The organism is Serratia liquefaciens ATCC 27592 (genome assembly GCF_000422085.1).
GTDB classification, from domain to species: domain Bacteria; phylum Pseudomonadota; class Gammaproteobacteria; order Enterobacterales; family Enterobacteriaceae; genus Serratia; species Serratia liquefaciens.
This window is the reverse complement of record NC_021741.1, coordinates 2,842,820-2,866,983: the sequence shown is the minus strand read 5'-3', so window position 1 is coordinate 2,866,983 and position 24,164 is coordinate 2,842,820. Positions and strand designations below refer to the sequence as shown.

Annotated in this window: 19 protein-coding genes; 12 read left to right on the top strand and 7 right to left on the bottom strand. The window is 52.1% G+C overall.

Features of this window, described 5'->3' with window-relative positions:
- Positions 1–8 precede the first annotated feature (8 nt).
- Entirely contained in the window at positions 9–1,019 is a 1,011-nt protein-coding gene (locus M495_RS13330) for an NAD-dependent epimerase (RefSeq protein WP_020827191.1), read from the top strand.
- 206 nt (positions 1,020–1,225) lie between these two features.
- On the opposite strand, the gene hns is transcribed toward M495_RS13330, so the two are convergent.
- The gene (gene hns, locus M495_RS13325) at positions 1,226–1,633 is read right to left on the bottom strand and encodes a histone-like nucleoid-structuring protein H-NS (RefSeq protein WP_006321188.1); all 408 of its coding nucleotides are present in this window, start codon (positions 1,631–1,633) and stop codon (positions 1,226–1,228) included.
- Positions 1,634–2,332: 699 nt separating this feature from the next.
- Here hns and M495_RS13320 point away from each other — a divergent pair.
- A complete protein-coding gene (locus tag M495_RS13320) occupies positions 2,333–2,917 on the top strand; it encodes a thymidine kinase (RefSeq protein WP_020827190.1) in 585 nt (194 codons plus the stop codon).
- Positions 2,918–3,049: 132 nt separating this feature from the next.
- Here the strand turns inward: M495_RS13320 and adhE are convergent, their stop codons facing one another.
- Positions 3,050–5,722: a bifunctional acetaldehyde-CoA/alcohol dehydrogenase gene (gene adhE, locus M495_RS13315; protein ID WP_020827189.1), complete on the bottom strand. Its 2,673-nt coding sequence runs from the start codon at positions 5,720–5,722 to the stop codon at positions 3,050–3,052.
- A 524-nt stretch (positions 5,723–6,246) separates the two neighbouring features.
- Here adhE and M495_RS13310 point away from each other — a divergent pair.
- The 9 genes from M495_RS13310 to M495_RS13270 all read left to right on the top strand — a co-directional run bounded on the left by M495_RS13310 (position 6,247) and on the right by M495_RS13270 (position 17,861).
- Positions 6,247–6,891, top strand: coding sequence for a YchE family NAAT transporter (locus M495_RS13310; RefSeq protein WP_020827188.1), 645 nt, complete (start codon positions 6,247–6,249; stop codon positions 6,889–6,891).
- A 691-nt stretch (positions 6,892–7,582) separates the two neighbouring features.
- A complete protein-coding gene (locus M495_RS13305) occupies positions 7,583–9,220 on the top strand; it encodes an ABC transporter substrate-binding protein (RefSeq protein WP_020827187.1) in 1,638 nt (545 codons plus the stop codon).
- A 151-nt stretch (positions 9,221–9,371) separates the two neighbouring features.
- Positions 9,372–11,009 carry an oligopeptide ABC transporter substrate-binding protein OppA gene (oppA, locus tag M495_RS13300; RefSeq protein WP_020827186.1) on the top strand — a complete coding sequence of 546 codons (1,638 nt, stop codon included), beginning with the start codon at positions 9,372–9,374 and terminating at the stop codon, positions 11,007–11,009.
- Positions 11,010–11,092: 83 nt separating this feature from the next.
- Positions 11,093–12,013, top strand: coding sequence for an oligopeptide ABC transporter permease OppB (gene oppB, locus M495_RS13295; RefSeq protein ID WP_020827185.1), 921 nt, complete (start codon positions 11,093–11,095; stop codon positions 12,011–12,013).
- Positions 12,014–12,027: 14 nt separating this feature from the next.
- A complete protein-coding gene (gene oppC / locus M495_RS13290; RefSeq protein ID WP_020827184.1) occupies positions 12,028–12,936 on the top strand; it encodes an oligopeptide ABC transporter permease OppC in 909 nt (302 codons plus the stop codon).
- Between the two features lie 11 nt (positions 12,937–12,947).
- The gene (gene oppD / locus M495_RS13285; protein ID WP_020827183.1) at positions 12,948–13,964 is read left to right on the top strand and encodes an ABC transporter ATP-binding protein; all 1,017 of its coding nucleotides are present in this window, start codon (positions 12,948–12,950) and stop codon (positions 13,962–13,964) included.
- Positions 13,961–14,962: a murein tripeptide/oligopeptide ABC transporter ATP binding protein OppF gene (gene oppF / locus M495_RS13280; protein WP_020827182.1), complete on the top strand. Its 1,002-nt coding sequence runs from the start codon at positions 13,961–13,963 to the stop codon at positions 14,960–14,962. Before oppD ends, oppF begins: the two co-directional genes overlap by 4 nt.
- Before the next feature lie 287 nt (positions 14,963–15,249).
- Complete coding sequence (locus M495_RS13275) at positions 15,250–16,647, top strand: NAD(P)/FAD-dependent oxidoreductase (RefSeq protein WP_041415426.1); 1,398 nt, start codon at positions 15,250–15,252, stop codon at positions 16,645–16,647.
- Positions 16,644–17,861, top strand: a complete 1,218-nt coding sequence (locus M495_RS13270; RefSeq protein ID WP_020827180.1) for an FAD-dependent oxidoreductase — start codon at positions 16,644–16,646, stop codon at positions 17,859–17,861. The genes M495_RS13275 and M495_RS13270 overlap by 4 nt, the downstream gene beginning before the upstream one ends.
- Before the next feature lie 70 nt (positions 17,862–17,931).
- On the opposite strand, the gene M495_RS13265 is transcribed toward M495_RS13270, so the two are convergent.
- From M495_RS13265 to M495_RS13255, 3 genes are all read right to left on the bottom strand, one after another.
- Positions 17,932–18,288, bottom strand: coding sequence for a DUF1937 family protein (locus tag M495_RS13265; RefSeq protein ID WP_020827179.1), 357 nt, complete (start codon positions 18,286–18,288; stop codon positions 17,932–17,934).
- A 73-nt stretch (positions 18,289–18,361) separates the two neighbouring features.
- Complete coding sequence (gene eutH, locus M495_RS13260; protein WP_020827178.1) at positions 18,362–19,609, bottom strand: ethanolamine utilization protein EutH; 1,248 nt, start codon at positions 19,607–19,609, stop codon at positions 18,362–18,364.
- Positions 19,610–19,632: 23 nt separating this feature from the next.
- Entirely contained in the window at positions 19,633–21,075 is a 1,443-nt protein-coding gene (locus M495_RS13255) for a glycerol kinase (RefSeq protein WP_041414611.1), read from the bottom strand.
- 294 nt (positions 21,076–21,369) lie between these two features.
- Between M495_RS13255 and M495_RS13250 the strand changes: the two genes are divergently transcribed.
- Positions 21,370–22,134, top strand: a complete 765-nt coding sequence (locus M495_RS13250; protein ID WP_020827176.1) for a DeoR/GlpR family DNA-binding transcription regulator — start codon at positions 21,370–21,372, stop codon at positions 22,132–22,134.
- A gap of 59 nt (positions 22,135–22,193) precedes the next feature.
- Here M495_RS13250 and M495_RS13245 read toward each other — a convergent pair whose 3' ends face one another.
- Complete coding sequence (locus tag M495_RS13245; RefSeq protein WP_004945300.1) at positions 22,194–22,517, bottom strand: HI1450 family dsDNA-mimic protein; 324 nt, start codon at positions 22,515–22,517, stop codon at positions 22,194–22,196.
- Positions 22,518–22,573: 56 nt separating this feature from the next.
- On the bottom strand, positions 22,574–24,034 hold the full coding sequence (gene cls, locus M495_RS13240; protein ID WP_041414608.1) for a cardiolipin synthase: 1,461 nt from the start codon (positions 24,032–24,034) through the stop codon (positions 22,574–22,576).
- Between the last annotated feature and the right edge of the window lie 130 nt (positions 24,035–24,164).

Below are 24,164 nucleotides of genomic sequence, written 5' to 3'. Positions count from 1 at the left end.
GGATACCTATGAAATTCCTGGTTACAGGCGCAGCAGGTTTTATTGGTTTTCACGTTGCTGATCGGCTATTAGCAGCGGGGCATCAGGTTGTCGGTATCGACAACCTGAATGATTATTACGATGTGGGGCTGAAATTGGCCCGTCTTGAGCTGCTGGCGGATAAACCCGCATTCCAGTTTATTAAGCTGGACTTGGCAGATCGAGAAGGGATGGCGCAGCTATTCACTGAGCACCAGTTCCAGCGAGTGATTCATCTGGGAGCTCAAGCCGGGGTGCGCTATTCGCTGGAAAATCCGCTGGCGTATGCGGACGCAAATCTTATCGGGCATTTAAACGTGCTGGAAGGCTGCCGACACAATAAGGTCGAACATCTGTTATATGCTTCGTCCAGCTCGGTATATGGCCTGAATCGTAAGTTGCCGTTTGCGACTGAAGATTCGGTCGATCACCCTGTATCATTGTATGCGGCAACCAAGAAAGCCAATGAGTTGATGTCGCACAGCTATTCTCACCTGTATGGTCTCCCAACCACCGGCCTGCGTTTCTTTACCGTCTATGGTCCGTGGGGGCGTCCAGATATGGCGCTGTTCAAATTCACCAAGGCCATATTGGCGGGTGACAGTATCGATGTATATAACCACGGTGAGATGCACCGTGACTTTACCTACATCGACGATATTGCCGAGTCTATTGTCCGCTTGCAGGCGGTTATTCCTCAGCCAAATGCGGACTGGACGGTAGAGCAGGGATCGCCGGCGACCAGTTCTGCTCCATACCATGTTTATAATATCGGCAATAGCAGCCCGGTGAAGCTGATGAAATATATCAGTGCACTGGAACAGGCGTTGGGGATTGAAGCGCGTAAAAATATGTTGCCTATGCAACCAGGCGACGTGTTGGATACCAGTGCCGATACTGCCGAGCTTTATCGCGTGATTGGATTTAAACCGGAAACCAGCGTTGAAGAAGGTGTGAAACGCTTTGTTGAATGGTATAAGTCGTTTTATAAAGCTCAGTAATTGAGCGATGCGGTAATGCTATAAGGGGCTCCGGCCCCTTTTTTTATGCCTTGTAAAAGAGAGGGGCGTGGTCGTTCGCCAACGGATAAACCGGGTCATCCATTAGGATTATTACGTAAAGGCTGATTGGCGCTCTAAAAAATCTGAAAAATAAGCATAACAAAAAGGCTCCCAAGGGAGCCTTTTTAACATGCAACGGAATGCTATTACAGCAGGAAATCGTCCAGAGATTTACCTTGCTCTTCGATAGCTTTCTTAATCACTGCTGGGGTACGGCCCTGGCCAGTCCAGGTTTTCAGTTCGCCGTTTTCGTCTTTATATTGGTATTTAGCCGGACGTGCTGCACGTTTAGCTTTACCTGCGGCTTTAGTTGCAGCCATAGTTTGCAGCAGTTCATTTGGATCAATACCGTCAGCAATCAGCATTTCACGATATTGTTGCAGTTTACGAGTGCGTTCTTCAACTTCTGCTTGAGCCTGGCTGTCTTCTTCGCGACGTTCGTTCACAACAACTTCCAGTTTTTCAAGCATCTCTTCCAGCGTTTCCAGGCTGCATTCTCTGGCCTGAGCGCGTAGAGTACGGATGTTGTTCAAAATCTTTAATGCTTCGCTCATTGTCCTAGTCTCAAATTATATTGGTGGGGGGCGTCTGGATAATAATAGAGTGCTCTTTTCTTTTCTGCAATAGCCAAATTGAAAGGAACGCTCAAATTTACCTTTAAAAGACCTAATCGGAACTCTCTGGTTAATATAGGCGGGGGAGATAAGTATTACAACCTCCATTTTTAAGTCAAATTTTCAACAGCGGCGGTATGTTTACTATGCCAGAATGGCATTCATGGCTAAGTTATAATTGTGTTTTATATCAATATTACGCCGAATTCTGTGGGTTAAATCACGCGATTTGTCTGCCAACACTGTAAACAATAGGGGTATATCAGTAAAGGTAACGTCAAGAACTGTACCCTTGGCTGCTTTATGTCATTAAATACTCTGGTATGGAGGCCAAGTGGTGTTAATAGATATAATCTTGCGTCAGCCCGCTGTTGTGGGGCGCTTCACTTCATTGGCATAACCATTAATGCCGGACGCTAATCATTAGTAGTAATTAAATGTGACGGCAGGCAGAAAGCATCTTGTAAATAGATGCAAAAGCTTAACGGGAGCAGACCGAAAAGTTTCATTTGAAAGTCTGGTATTGCTTTGTCCGCGGTATTGATTAATCCGAAGGTGTGAGCCGACGGGCGCCTTATGTTACACTTGGCTTCTGAATCAACCGCTGAATATTTCTTATACCATTGGAGTTGCTGGCCCATGGCTCAACTTTATTTTTATTACTCTGCTATGAATGCAGGGAAATCTACTGCGTTGTTGCAATCTTCATATAATTATCAAGAACGTGGTATGCGTACGCTGGTGTTTACCGCCGAAATAGATCACCGTTTTGGCGTGGGTAAGGTGAGTTCGCGGATCGGCCTGTCTTCCCAGGCACAGCTCTACAATAATGACTCTATGCTATTTGCGATGATTGCCCAGGAACATCAGCAGCAGCCTGTACATTGCGTTCTGCTCGATGAAAGCCAGTTCCTGACCAAACAGCAGGTTGAGCAATTGTGCGATGTTGTCGATCAGTTGGATATTCCGGTGTTGTGCTACGGTTTGCGTACTGATTTCCTGGGGGAACTATTTATTGGCAGTCAATATTTGCTGGCTTGGGCGGACAAACTGGTGGAGTTGAAAACCATTTGTCATTGCGGGCGTAAGGCGAATATGGTGCTGCGGCTCGATGAGAACGGGCAGGCGATGCATGCTGGCGAACAGGTGGTGATTGGCGGGAACGAAAGCTACGTCTCCGTCTGCCGTAAGCATTACAAAGAGGCTATACAGGCCTTGGAATGATTGCCCGAGCGCAACAGAGCACCTTCTGGCGCGTTTGGGGGCTATTGAACAGACATGGCGGCTTGACCAATGATTTCGCCGCATAAAAAAACCGCCTTTCGGCGGTTTTTTGTTGGCTCATTCAATGAACCGTTATTTTTTGGTCTTCTTTACCGTCTTGGCGACAACCGGTGCGGCCAGAACCTCTTCATCAACCGCTTCGCTGAATTTACGTCCGTAGAAGGTATCCAGCATGATTTGCTTGAGTTCAGCAATCAGCGGATAACGTGGGTTAGCACCGGTACATTGGTCGTCAAAGGCGTCTTCAGACAGCTTGTCTACTTTCGCCAGGAAATCGGCTTCCAGCACGCCGGCTTCGCGGATTGAAGCAGGGATGCCTAGTTCGGCCTTGATCTCGTCCAGCCAGGTCAGCAGCTTCTCGATTTTCTGTGCGGTACGGTCACCCGGTGCGCTCAGGCCGAGATGGTCAGCGATTTCAGCGTAGCGGCGACGCGCTTGTGGGCGGTCGTACTGGCTGAAAGCCGTTTGCTTGGTCGGGTTGTCGTTCGCGTTATAGCGAATGACGTTGGAAATCAGCATGGCGTTGGCCAAACCGTGTGGGATATGGAACTCGGAGCCCAGTTTGTGGGCCATTGAGTGGCAAACCCCGAGGAAGGCGTTGGCGAACGCGATACCGGCGATGGTCGCAGCATTGTGCACGCGCTCACGGGCTACCGGGTTCTTGGCACCTTCTTTATAGCTGGTTGGCAGATACTCTTTCAGCAGTTTCAACGCTTGCAGCGCCTGACCGTCGGAGTATTCGTTCGCCAGGACTGAAACATAAGCTTCCAGCGCGTGAGTTACCGCATCCAGGCCACCGAAGGCGCACAGGGATTTCGGCATGTTCATGACCAGGTTGGCGTCAACAATCGCCATGTCTGGTGTCAATGCGTAATCCGCCAGAGGATATTTCTGGCCGGTTACGTCGTCGGTCACTACTGCAAACGGCGTAACTTCTGAACCGGTGCCTGAAGTGGTGGTGACGGCAATCATTTTTGCCTTCACGCCCATTTTCGGGAACTTGTAGATACGCTTACGGATATCCATAAAGCGCAGCGCCAGGTCTTCGAAGTGGGTTTCAGGGTGTTCGTACAGCACCCACATGATCTTCGCAGCATCCATCGGTGAACCGCCGCCCAGCGCGATGATCACGTCTGGCTTGAAGGAGTTCATCTGTTCAGCGCCTTTACGCACGATGGACAGCGTTGGATCCGCTTCAACTTCAAAGAATACTTCTGTTTCAATGCCGTGCGATTTCAGAACGGAGGTGATCTGGTCTGCATAGCCGTTGTTGAACAGGTAGCGGTCGGTCACAATGAAGGCGCGTTTTGCCCCGTCGGTCGCTACTTCTTCCAGCGCGATTGGCAGTGAGCCACGGCGGAAGTAGATTGATTTCGGAAGTTTATGCCACAACATGTTTTCTGCTCGCTTCGCTACAGTTTTCTTGTTGATCAGGTGTTTTGGACCGACGTTTTCAGAGATGGAGTTACCGCCCCAGGAACCGCAGCCCAGCGTCAGAGACGGAGCGAGTTTGAAGTTGTACAGGTCACCGATCCCACCCTGAGAAGCAGGGGTGTTGATCAGGATACGCGCGGTTTTCATCTTGTCGCCGAAGAAGGCTACGCGTTCCGGCTGGTTATCCTGATCGGTGTACAGACAAGAGGTGTGACCGATACCGCCCATCGCGACCAGTTTTTCCGCTTTGCTGACGGCGTCTTCAAAGTCTTTGGCGCGATACATAGCCAGCGTTGGCGACAGTTTTTCGTGAGCGAAAGGTTCTGACTCATCGACCAGCTTCACTTCACCGATCAGCACTTTAGTGCTTGCCGGGACTTTGATGCCTGCCATTTCAGCGATTTTCGGTGCTGACTGACCGACGATAGCCGCATTGAGGCCACCGTTTTTCAGGATGATGTCCTGTACGGCCTTCAGCTCTTTACCCTGCAGCATGTAGCCGCCATGGGATGCGAAACGTTCGCGCACTGCGTCATAGATGGAGTCAACCACGATGACGGATTGCTCAGAGGCGCAAATCACACCGCTGTCGAAGGTTTTAGACATCAGAATAGAGGCCACGACGCGTTTGATATCCGCCGTTTCGTCAACCACTACCGGGGTATTACCCGCACCCACGCCGATGGCCGGTTTGCCGGAGCTGTAGGCTGCTTTCACCATGCCTGGGCCACCGGTGGCCAGGATCAGGTTGATGTCAGGGTGGTGCATCAGTTGGTTGGAGAGTTCAACGGTAGGTTGATCGATCCAGCCGACGATGTCTTTTGGCGCACCGGCGGCAATCGCTGCCTGCAGCACGATATCAGCCGCTTTGTTGGTGGCGTTTTTCGCACGTGGGTGCGGAGAGAAGATGATACCGTTACGGGTTTTCAGGCTGATTAACGCTTTGAAAATGGCCGTGGAAGTTGGGTTGGTGGTGGGTACGATACCGCAAATCAGGCCGATAGGTTCGGCGATGGTGATGGTACCGAAAGTATCGTCTTCAGACAGGATACCGCAGGTTTTTTCATCTTTATAGGCGTTATAGATAAACTCTGATGCGAAGTGGTTCTTGATCACTTTATCTTCAACGATACCCATACCGGATTCTTCAACGGCCATTTTAGCCAGAGGAATACGGGCATCGGCAGCGGCGAGGGCAGCAGCGCGGAAAATTTTATCAACTTGCTCTTGAGTGAAGTTGGCATATTCGCGCTGGGCTTTTTTGACACGTGCAACTAGCTCGTTCAGTTCAGCGACATTTGTTACAGCCATAATGCTCTCCTGATAATGTTAAACTCTTTCAGTAAATCAGCCGTGCGAGCAACTAGTATAGACAGATCGGTGGAAAATGCTGTTTTAAAAACAAAGGTTTCCCATCTTTTTGTGCTGCATGTTGCTGATTTGCTTAAAGAGCTTTACCCGATGCCTCAGCAGGAGAAGACAGCGGGCCGAACAGAGATGCCACTTTTTCCTTAACCTGTTCTACTCCCTGACTACGACTAAGAGCTTAACTACTCTTGGGTAGTGATTATGTGATTTAAATCAAAAAAATCGCATGCTGACACCATTCAGCTATGGTTTTTGAGAATCATTCTTAATAACTGCGATGTCAGGCACTTTTTTCAACATAAAAAATCATAAACCGTACATTACGTTAACAATGGTGATTTACTTTATCAATACACGTATTAATAGATAAAAATCCTGCTGATGACCAATGGATAACCCGTGGCAATTCCATTACATTAGCGCGCGTAGGCAGTGTCACTTTTAAAGCTATTAAAGCGGAGTCATTTGTGGGCCAATCTCTGTTGGATTTTTCCGGCTACATTAAATTTTTTGTCGGCCTGTTTGCGCTGGTGAACCCGGTGGGCATTTTGCCGGTATTTATCAGCATGACCAGCTACCAGGCAGCTGCCGGGCGCAACAAAACCAACCTGACCGCCAATCTGTCGGTCGCCATTATCCTGTGGACCTCGCTATTTTTGGGGGAGGGGATTTTGCGCATGTTCGGCATCTCAATCGATTCCTTCCGCATTGCCGGTGGCATCCTGGTGGTTACCATTGCGATGTCGATGATCAGCGGCAAACTGGGGGAAGACAAACAGAACAAACAGGAAAAATCAGAAAGCGCGATCCGCGAAAGCATTGGCGTCGTGCCGCTGGCATTACCGCTTATGGCCGGACCGGGTGCGATCAGCTCCACCATCGTTTGGAGTTCCCGCTACCATAGCTGGCAGAACCTGTTGGGCTTTACTCTCGCTATCGCGTTGTTTGCCTTTTGTTGTTGGCTGTTGTTCCGGGCCGCGCCTTTGTTGGTGCGTTTATTGGGGCAAACCGGCATTAACGTCATCACCCGAATCATGGGTTTATTGCTGATGGCTTTGGGTATCGAATTTATCGTTACCGGTATTAAGGCCATATTCCCGGGACTGTTGTAATCCGGCGACGGAGTCGTGAATAGGGTGATTCGCGACTCAAATTAATTTTAAAAATTAAAATCAATTATTGGTTCGCATTAATATAGTGCGCAATATGAATGAATTTTATTCACTTGCACCAGGATGTGGCATAAATCTCAATTTGTTGCTCAATAAAAACGCTAAGCGTTGTTTTTACCCCTTATCCTCCCCAGTTTTTGCCCTTTTTCTGCCTCCTAACATCAAATCCGCTGTTAATTTAATCACATCATTCTGTAGGGCTTGTCTCGCTTTCATCCAGGTGTTATTAGTGATTAACCGCACATAAGCAGGTGTTTGTTCTTTGAACGGTCGGTTTGTTAACTGAATGTTTCTTTGTCTGTTTTGCCAGTTTGCTTCGTGCCGTCAGGATAAGGCTTTCTTTATTTTATCTGATTAAAATCAATTAGTTATGTTATGTAACTGTCACCCTCGTCCGGGGGGTACAGATCGGGCTTGATGCAATAAAAGAGAATTGCTTAACATTTCTGTAAAAATTATTGGCTATGGAATTTGCCTTCTGCTAATTTCCGAGCAACTTTCTACGCGCAATTAACGCGATTGCGTCGTCAAAGTGGGAATGATTTTTGCTGGTGTCTGTTTATTTAGAATTCTTATAAATACTTCACGAATATCGATAAGCAATGCTTGTTGGTGAAAAGGAGCCTCGACCATGCAGCAAACCCGAAAGCGTACTCCATTGGCTATGTTCATTGCCGGCTTGCTGAGTATCAGCGCCGTATATTCTGCTCAGGCGGCCGACGTTCCGGCCGGAGTGCAATTGGCTCAGCAGCAGAACATTGTAATTAACAACGGCACGGAAGTGGCTTCGTTGGATCCGCATAAGGTCGAGGGGATACCGGAAAGTAATATTATTCTTAACCTGTTGGAAGGGCTGGTCAGCACCGATGCCAATGGGCATGTGGTACCGGCGGCGGCAGCCCAGTGGGAAAATCAGGATTTTAAAACCTGGACTTTCCACCTGCGTCCGGACGCGGTGTGGAGCGACGGTTCCCCGGTTACCGCACAGGACTTCGTTTATAGCTGGCAGCGCCTGGCCGATCCGAAAACCGGCTCGCCTTACGCCAGCTATCTGCAGTACGCCAAAATTGAAAATATCGACGACATCCTGACCGGCAAGAAAACGCCGCAAAGCCTGGGTATTAAAGCCATCGATGATAAAACGCTGCAGGTCACGCTGAGCGAACCGGTACCTTACTTCATTAGCATGCTGAGCCACACCTCGCTGAAGCCGGTAAAACGTTCGGTGATCGAGAAGTTTGGCGAGAAATGGACGCTACCGGCGAACTATGTCGGCAATGGAGCCTATCGCTTGAAAGAGTGGGTGGTGAATGAGCGTATTGTGCTTGAACGCAGCCCGAGCTATTGGAACAACAAGAAAACGGTGATCGATAAGGCGACGTTCTTGCCGATCGCCTCCGAGGTCAGTGACGTTAACCGCTTCCGCAGTGGTGAAATTGATATCACCAACAGCGCCATCCCGCCGAACCTATTCGCGAAGATGAAGAAAGAGATCCCTGAACAACTGCACGTTAACCCTTATCTGTGCACCTTTTATTACGAAATTAACAACCAGCGTGCGCCCTTTACCGATCCGCGAGTGCGCGCTGCCGTGAAACTTACGCTGGACCGCGACATTATCGCCAACAAAATCATGGGCCAGGGTCAGATCCCGGCGTTCAGTTTCACCCCAACCTTTACTGAGGGCGCTAAATTCACCGCGCCGGCGTGGGCGAGTTGGAGCCAGGAACAGCGCAATGCCGAGGCCAGGAAGCTGCTGGAGCAAGCCGGTTTCAGCGCCGCCAAACCGCTTAAGTTCACGCTGCTGTACAACACCTCCGACCAAAATAAGCAGCAGGCCATCGCCGCCGCTTCGATGTGGAAGAAAAACCTCGGCGCTGAGGTGACACTGCGCAATCAAGAATGGAAAACCTCGCTTGAAAGCCGCCATCAGGGGCAGTACGACATAGCGCGTGCCACTTGGTGCGGTGACTACAACGAGCCGAGCGCATTCCTCAATCTGGTGCTTTCCAACAGCAGCATCAACACCATTTTTTACAAGAGCCCGGCGTTTGACGCCCTGATGGCCGGCACGCTAAAAGCGCCGGACGAGGCTACACGCGCCGCCCTTTATCAGCAGGCAGAAGCTCAGTTAGATAAAGATTCGGCGTTGATTCCGGTGTATTACCGCGTCAGCGCCCGCCTGATCAGACCGTCGGTGGGGGGCTTTACCGGTAAAGATCCGCTGGACTACACCGATGTGAAAAATCTGTACATCATCAAGCAGTAACGAGGGGTATTACGCCACGCCATCAGCGGTGGAGTAATACAGGGAAGGCCGCCTGCCGTATTCGTTCAGCGACAGCCGGTATAACAAGGTCCGCTCACGGGCAACGCAGGCTCCACGATGAGCCTGTGATAATAAAAACTGGAGTATACACATGACCAACATCACGAAAAAAACCATCCTTGCGGCCGGCATTATTGCCGCGCTGGGTATCACAGCAACCGGAAGTGCTTTTGCGGCCGACGTGCCGGCGGGCGTGCAACTGGCGGACAAACAAGAGATCGTTAAGAACAACGGTTCGGAAGTGCAATCGCTCGACCCGCATAAAATCGAAGGCGTGCCTGAAAACAACGTAACGCGCGATCTGATGGAAGGCCTGGCCAACAACGGCCTGGATGGTTCCATTGTCCCGGGCGTAGCGGAAAGCTGGGATAACAAAGATTTTAAAGTCTGGACCTTCCATCTGCGTAAAGACGCAAAATGGTCGAACGGCAAGCCGGTCACGGCGCAAGATTTCGTGTATAGCTGGCAGCGCGTGGTGGATCCAAAAACCGCATCACCTTATGCCAGCTACCTGCAATATGCCCACGTAGAAAACGTGGATGACGTCATCGCCGGCAAGAAAGATAAGTCTACCCTGGGCGTGAAAGCCATTGATGACCACACCTTCCAGGTGACCCTGACCGAGCCGGTGCCATACCTGGTTGAAATGACGCCGCACTATGCGATGAAGCCCGTATATAAAGAAGCCGTCGAGAAGTTTGGCGAGAAGTGGACCTTACCGGCCAACTACGTCAGCAACGGCGCTTACAAACTGAAAGATTGGGTGGTTAACGAACGTATTGTGCTGGAACGTAACCCGGAATATTGGGATAACGCGAAAACCATCATCAACAAAGTGACCTTCCTGCCAATTTCTTCGGAAGTGACCGACGTTAACCGTTACCGCACTGGCGAAATCGACATGACCTATAACAACATGCCGATCGAACTGTTCCAGAAGTTGAAAAAAGAGATCCCGAAAGAGGTTCACGTAGATCCTTATCTGTGTACCTACTACTACGAAATCAACAACCAGAAAGCGCCATTTACTGACGCACGCGTGCGTGAAGCGCTGAAATTGGGTCTGGATCGCGACATCATCACCAATAAAGTGAAAAACCAGGGCGATCTGCCGGCTTACAGCTTCACACCGCCATACACCGACGGCGCCAAACTGACTCCGCCTGAGTGGTTCAGCTGGACGCAAGAAAAACGCAATGAAGTGGCGAAAAAGCTGCTGGCTGATGCAGGCTATGGTCCAGGCAAACCGCTGACTTTCTCCCTGTTGTACAACACTTCTGATCTGCATAAGAAGCTGGCGATTGCCGCAGCCTCCATCTGGAAGAAAAACCTGGGTGTGGATGTGAAGTTGGTGAACCAGGAGTGGAAAACCTTCCTGGATACCCGCCATCAGGGGACCTACGACGTTGCGCGTGCCGGCTGGTGTGCAGACTACAACGAACCTAGCTCGTTCCTGAACATGATGCTGTCTGACAGCAGCAGTAACACCCCGCACTATAAGAGCGCCGAATTCGATAAGCTGATGGCCAATGTGCTGACGGCGAAAACCAAAGAAGAACGTGCCGAGCTGTATCAGAAAGCCGAAGTTCAGCTGGATAAAGATTCTGCCATCGTTCCGGTTTATTATTACGTGAATGCCCGTCTGGTGAAGCCTTATGTTGGGGGTTACACCGGTAAAGACCCGCTTGATAACGTGTACGATAAAAACCTGTACATCATCAAGCATTGATACGGTAAGTGCCGGCGGTGTTAACCGCCGGCCCATGTTGTGAATAATAAGCCGTTATCAGGCTGCAACACAGGGTTAGGGCAATGCTTAAATTTATATTTCGTCGCTTATTGGAAGCGATCCCGACGCTATTTATTCTGATCACCATCTCCTTCTTTATGATGCGCCTGGCGCCCGGCAGTCCATTTACCGGCGAACGCGCGTTGCCGCCGGAAGTGATGGCCAACATCGAAGCCAAATATCATTTGAACGATCCTATCTGGAAACAGTACGGCCATTATCTGGCCCAGCTGTCGCAGGGCGATTTTGGCCCTTCATTCAAATATAAAGATTATTCGGTCAACGATCTGGTGGCTGCTTCATTCCCGGTCTCTGCCAAACTGGGCCTGGCCGCATTTTTGCTGGCGGTGATCCTGGGTGTTAGCGCCGGTGTGGTGGCTGCGCTGAATCAAAATACCAAATGGGACTATACGGTGATGGGTTTTGCCATGACCGGGGTGGTGATCCCCAGTTTCGTGGTGGCGCCGTTACTGGTACTGATCTTTGCCATCACGCTGAAATGGCTGCCGGGAGGGGGCTGGAACGGCGGGGCACCGAAATTTATCATCCTGCCAATGGTGGCGCTGTCGTTGGCCTATATCGCCAGTATCGCCCGTATCACGCGTGGCTCGATGATTGAAGTGCTGCATTCAAACTTTATCCGTACCGCGCGCGCCAAGGGTTTGCCTATGCGCCGCATTATATTGCGCCATGCGTTGAAGCCTGCGTTATTGCCCGTGCTTTCCTATATGGGCCCGGCGTTTGTCGGCATCATCACGGGGTCAATGGTTATCGAAACCATTTACGGCCTGCCGGGTATCGGCCAGCTGTTTGTTAACGGCGCGCTTAACCGCGACTACTCTTTGGTATTGAGTCTGACCATTCTGGTTGGCGCTCTGACTATCCTGTTTAACGCGATCGTGGACGTGCTGTACGCCGTTATCGATCCAAAAATTCGTTATTAAGCTGGAGCACGCAAATGATGTTGACGAAAAAGAACAGCGAGGCTCTGGAGAACTTCAGCGAGAAGCTCGAAGTGGAAGGACGCAGCCTGTGGCAGGATGCCCGTCGCCGCTTTGTGCACAACCGGGCGGCGCTCAGCAGCCTGTTCGTATTGGCTTTGATTACTCTGTTTGTGATTGCGGCGCCGTGGCTGTCGCAGTTTGCCTATGACGATACCGATTGGGCGATGATGTCGGCCGCGCCAAGTCTCGAATCGGCGCACTACTTCGGTACGGACTCGTCGGGGCGCGATCTGCTGGTGCGCGTGGCAATTGGCGGGCGTATCTCGCTGATGGTTGGCGTGTCGGCTGCGCTGGTGGCGGTGATTGTTGGCACCCTGTATGGCGCAATGTCGGGTTACCTGGGCGGTAAAATCGACTCGGTGATGATGCGTCTGCTGGAGATCCTCAACTCCTTCCCGTTCATGTTCTTCGTGATCCTGCTGGTGACCTTCTTCGGGCAGAATATCCTGCTGATCTTTGTCGCTATCGGCATGGTGTCGTGGCTGGATATGGCGCGTATCGTGCGTGGCCAAACTCTGAGCCTGAAGCGTAAAGAATTTATCGAAGCGGCGTTGGTGTGCGGGGTTTCGAGCCGCAACATCGTGCTGCGCCATATCGTGCCGAACGTGCTGGGTGTGGTGGTGGTTTACGCCTCACTGCTGGTACCGAGCATGATCTTGTTCGAATCTTTCCTCAGCTTCCTGGGGCTGGGTACGCAAGAGCCGTTAAGCAGCTGGGGTGCATTGCTGAGCGATGGCGCCAACTCGATGGAAGTTTCACCGTGGTTGCTGCTGTTCCCGGCGGGTTTCCTGGTTGTCACTCTGTTTTGTTTCAACTTTATCGGCGATGGCCTGCGTGACGCCCTCGACCCGAAAGATCGTTAAGGAGTGCAATCATGAGCACCATTGAAAATCCGCAGTTGCAAACCGCCGGCAGCGTGAAGTCGTCGCTGTTGCTGGATGTAAAAGATCTGCGCGTGACCTTCGGCACCCCGGACGGTGACGTGACGGCAGTGAACGATCTGAATTTTGATCTGCGCGCCGGTGAAACGCTGGGTATCGTGGGCGAATCCGGTTCCGGCAAATCCCAGACCGCCTTCGCGTTGATGGGACTGCTGGCCAGCAATGGCCGCATTGGCGGTTCGGCCAAATTTAACGGTCGTGAAATCCTCAACCTGCCGGAAAAACAGCTCAACAAGCTGCGGGCAGAAGAAATTTCGATGATTTTCCAGGACCCGATGACCTCGCTCAACCCTTATATGCGCGTTGGTGAGCAGCTGATGGAAGTGCTGATGCTGCATAAAAACATGAGCAAAAGCGAAGCTTTCGAAGAGTCGGTTCGCATGTTAGATGCGGTCAAAATGCCGGAAGCGCGCAAGCGCATGCGCATGTACCCGCATGAGTTTTCCGGCGGCATGCGCCAGCGCGTGATGATCGCCATGGCACTGCTGTGCCGGCCCAAGCTGCTGATTGCCGATGAGCCGACCACCGCATTGGATGTGACGGTGCAGGCGCAGATCATGACGCTGCTGAACGAGCTGAAGCGCGAGTTCAATACCGCGATCATCATGATCACCCACGACCTGGGCGTTGTGGCCGGTATCTGTAATAAGGTCTTGGTGATGTATGCCGGGCGTACCATGGAATACGGTAGCGCACGGGATGTGTTCTATCACCCGAGCCATCCTTATTCTATTGGTTTGCTGAATGCGGTACCGCGTCTTGACGCCGAAGGCGAAGCGCTGATGACCATTCCCGGCAACCCGCCGAACCTGCTGCGCCTGCCGAAGGGCTGTCCGTTCCAACCGCGTTGTGCGTACGCGATGGCGCAATGTTCGAGCGCTCCGCCATTGGAGCAGTTTGGTGAAGGGCGCCTGCGCGCCTGCTTTAAACCGGTGGAGGCGTTGGTATGACTGCGGTAACCGACAAGAAAGTGCTGCTCGAAGTGGCCGATTTGAAAGTGCACTTCGACATTCATGATGACAAACAGTGGTTCTGGCAGCCGCCAAAAACGCTCAAGGCCGTTGATGGCGTGACGCTGCGCCTGTTCGAAGGGGAAACCCTGGGCGTGGTGGGCGAGTCCGGCTGTGGCAAATCGACGTTCGCCCGCGCCATTATCGGCCTGGTGAAGGCTACCAGCGGCCGCGTGGCCTGGTTGGGTAAAGACCTGCTTGGCATGAGTGACGTCGACTGGCGCAAAACCCGCAGTGATATCCAGATGATCTTCCAGGATCCACTGGCTTCGCTGAACCCACGCATGACCATCGGTGAAATTATCGCGGAACCGCTGCGTACCTATTACCCAAAAATGCCGCGTCAGGAAGTGAAAGACAAGGTAAAGGCGATGATGCTGAAGGTTGGTCTGTTGCCTAACCTGATCAACCGCTATCCGCACGAGTTCTCTGGCGGTCAGTGCCAGCGTATCGGGATTGCACGCGCCTTGATCCTCGAACCTAAGTTGGTGATCTGTGATGAGCCGGTCTCGGCGTTAGACGTGTCGATTCAGGCGCAGGTGGTGAACCTGCTGCAGCAACTGCAGCGTGAAATGGGCCTGTCGCTGATCTTTATCGCCCACGATCTGGCGGTGGTCAAACACATCTCCGACCGTGTGTTGGTGATGTATCTGGGCCATGCGGTGGAGCTGGGTACGTATGATGAGGTGTACCACAATCCACAGCATCCTTACACCAAAGCGTTGATGTCGGCGGTGCCGATCCCAGATCCGGACAAGGAGAAGGAAAAGCAGATCCAGTTACTGGAAGGGGAACTGCCTTCGCCGATCAACCCGCCATCTGGCTGCGTGTTCCGCACCCGCTGCCCGATCGCCGGGCCGGAATGTGCCAAGACGCGTCCGCTGCTGGAAGGCAGCTTCCGCCATGCCGTGTCCTGTCTGAAGGTCGATCCGCTGTAAACGGCCATTTCATTCCATTTTGTTGCCTGAAGGGTTCATGTTTGCATGAACCCTTTTTTTATGGCATTCCCGCCACAAGGGAAAACCAACAAAAACCACAAATAACTCACGCGGCTAAAAATGAAGCTCATCGTATTTATTTAAAATAATAAATAAAATTCAATGAGTAATTCTATTTTTCTATGATTTTCGCTGTCCCCTTTGCGATTTTAAAGTGTGGTTTTGATGTTGTAATGGTGTGGTTTATGTGGTTTTATTATCACATGTTTCGTGGTGAGAAAACGCGTATGACACAGCTAAATGAAAATGTTGATGTGGTAGTTATCGGAGGCGGCGTAGTGGGATGCGCCGTTTTCCGACGTTTCACCCTGATGGGCGCGAAAACGCTATTGCTGGAGCGTGGCGGCGATATCTTGTCCGGCGCCAGCAAGGCCAACAGCGCGATCCTCCATACCGGTTTTGATGCGCCAACGGGAAGCCTGGAGCTGCAATGCATGCAGGCGGGTTACGACGAGTATTTGGCGATCAGAGAAAAGATGAACCTTCCGCTGTTGCAGACCACGGCCATCGTGGTGGCCTGGAACGAAGAACAGCTCGCGGCGCTGCCTGGCATAGTGAAACAGGCACATGAAAATGGGGTGACGGACGTGGCGCAAATTTCTGCCGCTGAAGTATACCAGAGAGAGCCAAAATTAGCGGAGGGCGTGCTGGGTGGGGTATTAGTCCCCGGTGAATATGTCATCGATCCCTGGAGTGCGCCGCTCGCTTACGTTACGCAGGCCGTGATGCACGGTGGGGCTTACCGTTTTAACTGTGAAGTGACCAAGGCGACACGCGATGAGCAAGGTTGGTTATTGCAGACTAACCAGGGCAGCGTGCGTACTAAGTTGGTGATCAACTGTGCGGGTAACCATGGTGATTTGATCGATGGCCTGTGGCGGAAACCGGATTATGAAATCCGCCCAAGGAAAGGGCAGTTTCTGGTCTATGACAAAGCCGCCGCGGCGGATATCAATGCCATCATCCTGCCGGTTCCGACGCCCACTACCAAAGGCGTTCTGCTGTGTCGAACCATTTTCGGCAATATGATCCTGGGGCCGACGGCTGAAGAGCAAACCGACCGTAACCGGGCCGATGTCGATGAATCGGTGCTCAAAGGGCTGATTGAAAAAGGCAGCCGGATGTTGCCGACTTTGACGCAATACAGTGTGACCGCCACCTACGCCGGGCTACGGCCGGCAACGGAAAAGAAAGAGTACCGAATTTATCACTATCCGCAGGAAAATTGGATCAGCGTGGGCGGGATCCGTTCCACCGGGCTGACGGCTGCGTTGGGGATTGCCGCCCATGTAGAAACACTTTATCGCGACCATTTTAATCCGCTCTTTACCGATCAACCGCCTGCTGAGCTCCAGTGGCCGGTGATGCCGATGCTGTCTGATTATCAGCCGCGTGATTATGCCTGTTCGGGCAATGGCGGCATTGTGTGTCACTGCGAATTGGTCACGCGGCGTGAGCTGGAGGCGGCATTCCACTCGGCGGTGCCGCCTGAATGTATCGGTGGTTTGCGTCGCCGTACCCGCGTCATGATGGGACGCTGCAACGGCTTTTTCTGCAGTAATCAGGTTGCCGAAATCGTGGGCGATCGTCTGGACAACGCGCTGGTCGTTGGGAGGGTGGAATGAGTCAGTCATATGACGTGATTATTATTGGCGCCGGGCCGGCCGGTTTGGCCGCAGCCCGCGCTTTATGGGATGAAGGCGTAAACCGCGTTCTGCTGTTGGAAAGAGAAAAACAGGCGGGTGGCGTACCGCGCCATTGCCGTCATCCTACGTTCGGCATGCAGACGTTCTACCGGCCGATGAAAGGGCACCTCTGGGCCGAGCGCATTCTGAATCTGGTGCAAAACAATTGTGAAATCAGAACCGGTACCACGGTGGTAGATATCAAGCCCGGCGGTGAGGTAATCATCTCTGGCGATCGGGGCCTTGAAACCTTGCGTGCCAAACGCGTGATTATTGCCACGGGCGTGCGCGAAACGCCACGCCATGCCAGGCTGGTCAGCGGCGTAAGGCCGCAGGGTGTTCTGACCGCAGGGGCGTTACAGCAGTTTATCTATCTGAAAAAACTCAAGCCGGGCTTTAAGCCGGTGATCGTCGGGTCTGAGCTGGTCAGCTTTTCCACTATCTGGACGCTGCGCAATGCGGGCATCAAGGCGCTGGCTCTGATTGATGAAAACCCCCGGCCAACGGCGTTCCGCGTGGCCGCGTTATATGCCCGTATTATGGGCGTTAAGCTCCATCTGGGTGCGCACATCACTCAAATCAATGGCGGCGAGCGGGTGGAAAGTATCGAATTTACCGCCGCGGACGGCAGCTCACAACAATTGGCCTGCGACAGCATTATTTTTACCGGCCGCTTTACCGGCGAGTATACGCTGATCCGTAACAGCCATTTGGCCTATGAGCCTGAGACTGGCCGCCCATGGTTCGACCAGCACGGTCGCTGTTCCGATCCGGCCTATTATGTTGCAGGTAATATGACGCACCCCGCCGATATGGGCGATCAGTGTTACCAGGAAGGGTTGCGCGTAGGTCGGCAAGTTGCCCGATCTCTGCAACAGGATGACGCTGTGCGATTTGAGATTCCTATTCAACTGGACGAGGTATTCCGTCTTGCTGCGCCAAATCGGGTTTCCGTGTCAGCACCGGCCGCCGATCGCGTCACGCTCAATGTCCGTGTTAACCGTTACCATAAAGGCGAAATCATCGTACGCGACGGTGAAAAAGAGCTTTACCGCGGAAAGCACCGCTGCTTGCCTGAACGTCGCATTCTTCTTAAAAATATCGATATTTCCGGTCTCACACCGAACAGTCACTTGACCGTTATCGCCCGATAGCGATTTTCCCCACTTAGCACAATGAAAAAGCCTGCATATGCAGGCTTAGTTTATTCTGATGTCCAGAGAGCTATTTGAATTCGTGTTCAACCTCTGACCACAGACTTACGCGTTGATTGCGTGATTGATAGAACTCAATCTCTCGTTTAATGCCTGCGCTTTGATCCCAACCGGGAAGGTCCAAAATAATCAACTCTTCCATCATGGCTAAAAACAGCGCATCCACCGGCGCCCACATTTTGCCAATCTCTGCTTTATCAGTGTGTTGCAACTGCAAATTAATTGGGTGCGACATGGTGACCTGGCTGAAAACCGCATGACCGGCCTCGATGATGTTGGCTGCCACTTTATTGCAGGCGAGAAATCGCTCCTGCACCACGTTCTCATCGGCATGGCTGTAGGGGCAGGCAAGGAATATCTTACGCATGGTGAACCTCATAGGATTACATAAAGAAAGCAGTGCCTGGCTGCCAGGCACTGCTGGGGAATTAAGCGGGAAATTAAACGGCCAGGGGAACGGTTGGCCGATCGTTTTGCGCTGCCGCCTCTTCGCGTGCGTCGCGCTGCTCCATCCGTTGCGCCTCCGGGACGGAAATAAAGATTGCGATGGTCACGGCAATGGCACCGGCAAGGAATTTACCGACCATAATCGGCAGGACCAGGGTGGGCTGGAAGTTGGCGGTAAAGGCCAAATGGTCGCCTAAGGTCGCCTGGGCGCAGATACCAAAGGCCACGCACAGCACTTTGTCACGGGCACGCATATCTTTGAACAGGTGATAAACGGCGATGATGTTGGCCAGCACCATGACCATGCCAATGGCCCCGGCATCCGTGAGCCGAAGTTGTCGGCCGATAAACTTCATCGGGCGCTGGCAGTACTTCTGGAACAGGTAGCAAATCGGGAAGGTGCCCGCCAGCATGATGCCGATATAGCCCGCAATCTCAATCGCCCGGTAAAGTTCTTTTTCGTCGGCGAAAAGAGGATCGAACACCCAACCGCCAAAGACTTTGCTAAAGACCCCGGTGAAGTGCTGAATAATACAGGCGGCCAGCACCATTTTGATAAAGGCATCCATAATCTTGCCAAAGAACAGAAAGCATTTGACCATCCATAGGGTTCGGTATTTCAGCCCTAACGCCAGCAGGATGCAAAAAACGAACAGGGGGGAAAGCAGTTGCAAGGCATTGAAGAAGTCGATGCTTAAATAGTGGTTGGCGGGGGATGCCGTGGAGATGATATCCCGTACCGGAATATTATTAAGCGTGATGATCATCAATGAAATCAGTACGCCAAACGGAATGCTGATTAACCCCGCCATGGCGCCCAGCGCCAGATATTTGTGGTCTTTTTGTTGCAGCATGACCAGGCCGACCGGAATTAAATAAACGATACTGGCACCGGAGGTGTAGCCAACCAACATGGCTGTGATCCATTGATCACGGTTAGCCGCGATCGCGTCTGCCAACTGATAGCCGCCCATATCAACGGCGATAATCGACAGAGCGGCAATGGACGCATCCGATCCCATTGATTGGAACAGAGGGCCGACGGTGTAGGTAATAGCGTAAGAAAGAATCGGGATCGCCGCCATAATACCGGCCTGGGCCAGAAATACCGGGCCAATGGAATGAATACCATTGACGAATTCTTTGCCCAATCCGCTTTCGGGTTTGATCACCGAAGCCATGGCGCCGAGCAGGGTCCCGGCCATAATGATATAGATAATGATGTTGCCAATCTCAGACATAATTGCCTCCGTTTTCTTATTATTTATTCGCCGCGCAGGTTGCGGGAACGGGAAATAATGTCCTTATATTTTGCAAAATAAGGAGACAGATCGCGTTCTGCAGGCTCAGTGGTGACGTGTTGTGTTCTGACATTCATCGGGTGGGTGTTGCCTAAGCCCTTGCGAGCCAGCAAAGCGACACCCTGCGCGGTAATTTCCCGGTTGGCAGGGGTAACGATGCGTTTTTGGATCAGGCTGGCGAGGAACTGCTTAAAGTAGAGGTTGGCCGATAAGCCACCGTCCACCGAAATGGTGTCGCCAATGGGCCGAACTTTGTCCATGGCGTAGATCACCTCGGCCGAGCGCATGGCGATCCCTTCAAGAATGGACTGCAGCATGTCTTTGCGCTCGGTTTCCAGCGACAGCCCAGCCCATAATCCGGCTGCCGAGCGATCCCAATAGGGGCAACCCAAGCCGGAGAGTGCAGGGATAAAAGCCAAGCCGCGAGCGATGGCCGGTTCATCCGGGAAATCGGAGAACTCCTCGATATCGCTGTACAAGCCGATCTTTTTGGCCCAGTTAATGGCTGATGCCGCGTTATAGACGCCGCCATCCAGGCCGTAGAGCGGAGGCTCGCCCGGTAATTTCCAGCATAATGTCGGGAGCAGCCCTGAGCCTTGCGCGTCGGGAACCTTGGGACCGGTAATCGATTGCAAAAACGCGCCGGTGCCGAAAGTGATTTTCATCTGACCGGGCTGCAGGCAGCCATGACCATAAGTGCCGGCAAACTGATCGACAATGCAGGCTGTCAGCGGCGTGGTATTGCCGGCATAGGTCACGTCGCCAAAATGGCCGGTATTGTCGCGAATGTTTGGCAATGCTTCGATTGGAACGCCAAATAACCGACACAGTTCTTCGTCCCATTGCAGGGTATGAATATTGAATAACGAGGTTCGGGAAGCCGAGTTGAAATCGGTGATGTGTGTCCCGCACAGGTGGAACATGAAAAAACTGTCCATCGTACCGAGTCGCAAATGGCCGCGGCGTGAAAGCTCACGGGCACCGGGCACATTGCGCATGATCCATCCCAGCTTGCTTCCGGAAAAATACGTATCCAGTGGCAAGCCGGTCTTCGCCCTGATGGTCTCTTCAAAACCTTCATTGCGCAGTTGACGGATAACGGATTCGGTACGCTGGTCTTGCCAAATAATGGCGTTATAGAGCGGCAGGCCGCTCTGGGCATCCCAGGCGACGACGCTTTCGCCCTGATGCGCCAGGCCAATGGCATCCACCACCCCACACTGGCTAAGACAGGTGCGAATATTGCGCAGGATCTCCATGGGATCATGTTCAACCCAACCAGGATTGGGCGTTAATTGTTTGTGCGCGATGGCGGCGGGGGAAAAATGTTTTCCGTCCTCGCCGAACACCACGACGCGTGTTCCTGTTGTTCCTTGGTCAATGGCTGCATAGCGTTGGTTCAGCATAAAGCCCTCAGGTCTATTTTGTGGTTTATATGTTGTCATTGTGCCCGTTTATATTATTTAGTATCATCACTACACATTAAATCAACATCAAACTCACAATTTTCGATTTAATTGTGACCAATATCTTGGTTTTGGCTTCTGGCAGTGTGGTTATGCTGTGGTTTTAGCCCTGTGAAAAGTGAAATGGGCAGTTGCTTCACGTGAGGAGTTGGTAAACAATTGTCGACCAAGCAATAAAACGCCCTGCAAACCCACACTTTTTATAATGTTAAAAACAGCATAATGGATCAGAAGATGGATTACTCAAACGCATTAGAACGAAGGAACATCATTCTCGATAAGTTGAAAAATAGTGGGCAGGTGTTCGTCAATGAATTGGCTGATGACTTTAATGTTTCTCAGGAAACCATTCGCAGAGATCTGAATAAGCTTGAAGAGCTGAAACACATCAAGAAAATCCATGGTGGGGCGGTTATCGCTCAGTTTGGGTTTGAGCTGGAATTTAATCAGCGGGCCAAATTGGCTGAAGACGACAAAAAGGCCATTGCCATTAAGGCGGCCGAATTGATCAAGCCCGGGGACTCGCTGTTTATCGACTTCGGGACTACGACGCTGGAGTTTGCCAAGCAGATTGCCGGTATTAATCAGCTTACCGTCATCACCAATTCTCCGGTGATCGCCAATCTGTTCCATGACAATTCAACGATTAACCTGATCCTGATTGGTGGCCAATTTGGCCTGTCGAAAATGGAGTGCATTGGCCCGGTGGCATTGCAGGGGATCAGCGCTTTCTATGCGGATTACGCGGTCATCGGTGCCGGGGCGGTGAGCCCAAAGGCAGGGGTGATGGATCAGGATTTGAACGAGGCCGCCATTGCCCGTCAGATGATCAAAAACAGCAACAAAACCATTGTCCTTGCCGATGGGCACAAGTTGAATAACCATGCGACAGGGCTGGTGGCAGAGTTAAAAGATATCTCGTGGTTGGTGACCAGCGATCCGGAGAAGAAACTGAAGAACTTGGTTTTCCCGGCGAATCTTCAGGTGATTGTGGCCTGAGGAGGGTAAGCAACCCTGCCGGTCGCGATGACCGACAGGGTTATATGAACATCAGAAGGTTACTCTTTCCACAGGATGTGGCAAAGCTTGTGGTCTTTCTCGCGGCACAGCAGCACGCGGGCAAAAACGTCATTGATTGGCTCGCCATCGCTGTCTGCCAGACCAATCACTACCTCGGCAAAGAAATCCGGGTTCAGGTCAAAATCCACATGTTCCGACCAGTCTTCCGCAGGGTCATACAGTTCTGCGCCACCGCGCTCCTCAAACTGCAGATTGAACAGCAGAATATCCGCCGGATCCAGATTGTCGCCGGCCAGTTCCAGAAAGATGTCGTAAGCCTGTTCCAGCGTTTCGTCTTCAGTAAGGCGGTTATTCAAATCCATAATTAAATCCTGATCACAAATGATTTGGCGTTATTAAACCATGCCCGCCACGGCATTTATAGCAGCGGGCTGAAAAAGTAGAACAGGCGCTCGACAATCCGATGCCAGAACGGCCGTTTCTGCCACTCCTGTGCGTTCAGCAACTGCGATCGGGCAATATAATCATCCTGTACACAGGCCAGATCGCTGCCGAAACCGTCATCGTCGATCACCAGCGTGATTTCGAAGTTCAGCCACAGGCTGCGCATGTCCAGGTTCACCGTACCCACCAGGCTGAGCTGACCGTCGACCAACACGCTCTTGGTATGCAGCAGACCGCCTTCGAACTGATAAATCCGCACGCCCGCTTCCAGCAGTTCGGAGAAGAAGGAGCGGCTGGCCCAGCGTACCATCGTCGAGTCGTTGTCGCGTGGGACAATAATGCTGACTTCCACCCCGCGCAGGGCAGCGGTGCAGATAGCATGCAGCAGGTCGTCGCTTGGCACAAAGTAAGGCGTGGTCATGATCAGCTGTTCGCGCGCAGAGTAAACGGCCGTCAGCAGCGCCTGGTGGATCATCTCTTCAGGGAAGCCGGGGCCGGAGGCGATAACCTGGATCGTGTGGCCGCTTTCCTGTTCGAACGGCATGATATTGACGTCCGGCGGCGGCGGCAGGATGCGTTTACCGGTTTCAATCTCCCAATCACAGGCATAAACGATCCCCATGGTGCTGGCGACCGGGCCCTCCATGCGTGCCATCAAATCGATCCATTGGCCGACGCCGGCATCCTGTTTGAAATAGCGCGGGTCCACCATGTTCATGCTGCCGGTGTAGGCAATATAGTTGTCGATAAGTACCACTTTACGGTGTTGACGCAAATCCATTCGACGAAGGAACACACGGAACAGGTTGACCTTGAGTGCTTCCACGACTTCGATACCGGCATTACGCATCATGCCGGGATAGGGACTGCGGAAGAATTGCAGGCTACCGGCAGAATCCAGCATCAGGCGGCAGTGTACGCCCCGGCGCGCAGCGGCCATCAGCGACTCGGCGACCTGATCCACCAATCCGCCCGGCTGCCAGATATAAAACACCATCTCTATATTATGGCGAGCCAGCTCAATATCGCGGATAAGCGCTTCCAGCGTTGAATCCGTCGTGGTCAGCAGCTGAAGTTGGTTGCCTTTGACACCATCAATGCCCTGACGGCGATCGCAAAGTTGGAACAGCGGTCTGGCAACCTCGCTGTACTCCGTAGCGAAGATCCGCTGGCTCTCTTTTAATTCGCTCAGCCAGCGTGCGGTAGAGGGCCACATGGCCTTGGCGCGTTCGGCCCGGCGTTTGCCCAGATGCAATTCGCCAAAAGATAAATAAGCCACAATACCGAACAGCGGCAGAATGTAGATAACCAGCAGCCAGGCCATCGCTGACGGTACGGCACGGCGTTTCATCAGAATACGCAGGGTCACACCGGCGATAAGCAGCCAGTAACCAAACACCATGAGCCAACTGATTACGGTATAAAATGTTGTCATAAAGGCGAAAAATCCCGTTCGCAAACCACCAACGATGAGTGTACGCACAGAATGGTAAAGGGGAAACCTTTTCTCCGCGCTTATGTTGCAAAAATATGATTGTCTTAAGGCACTTGCTGTAAACGAAAAG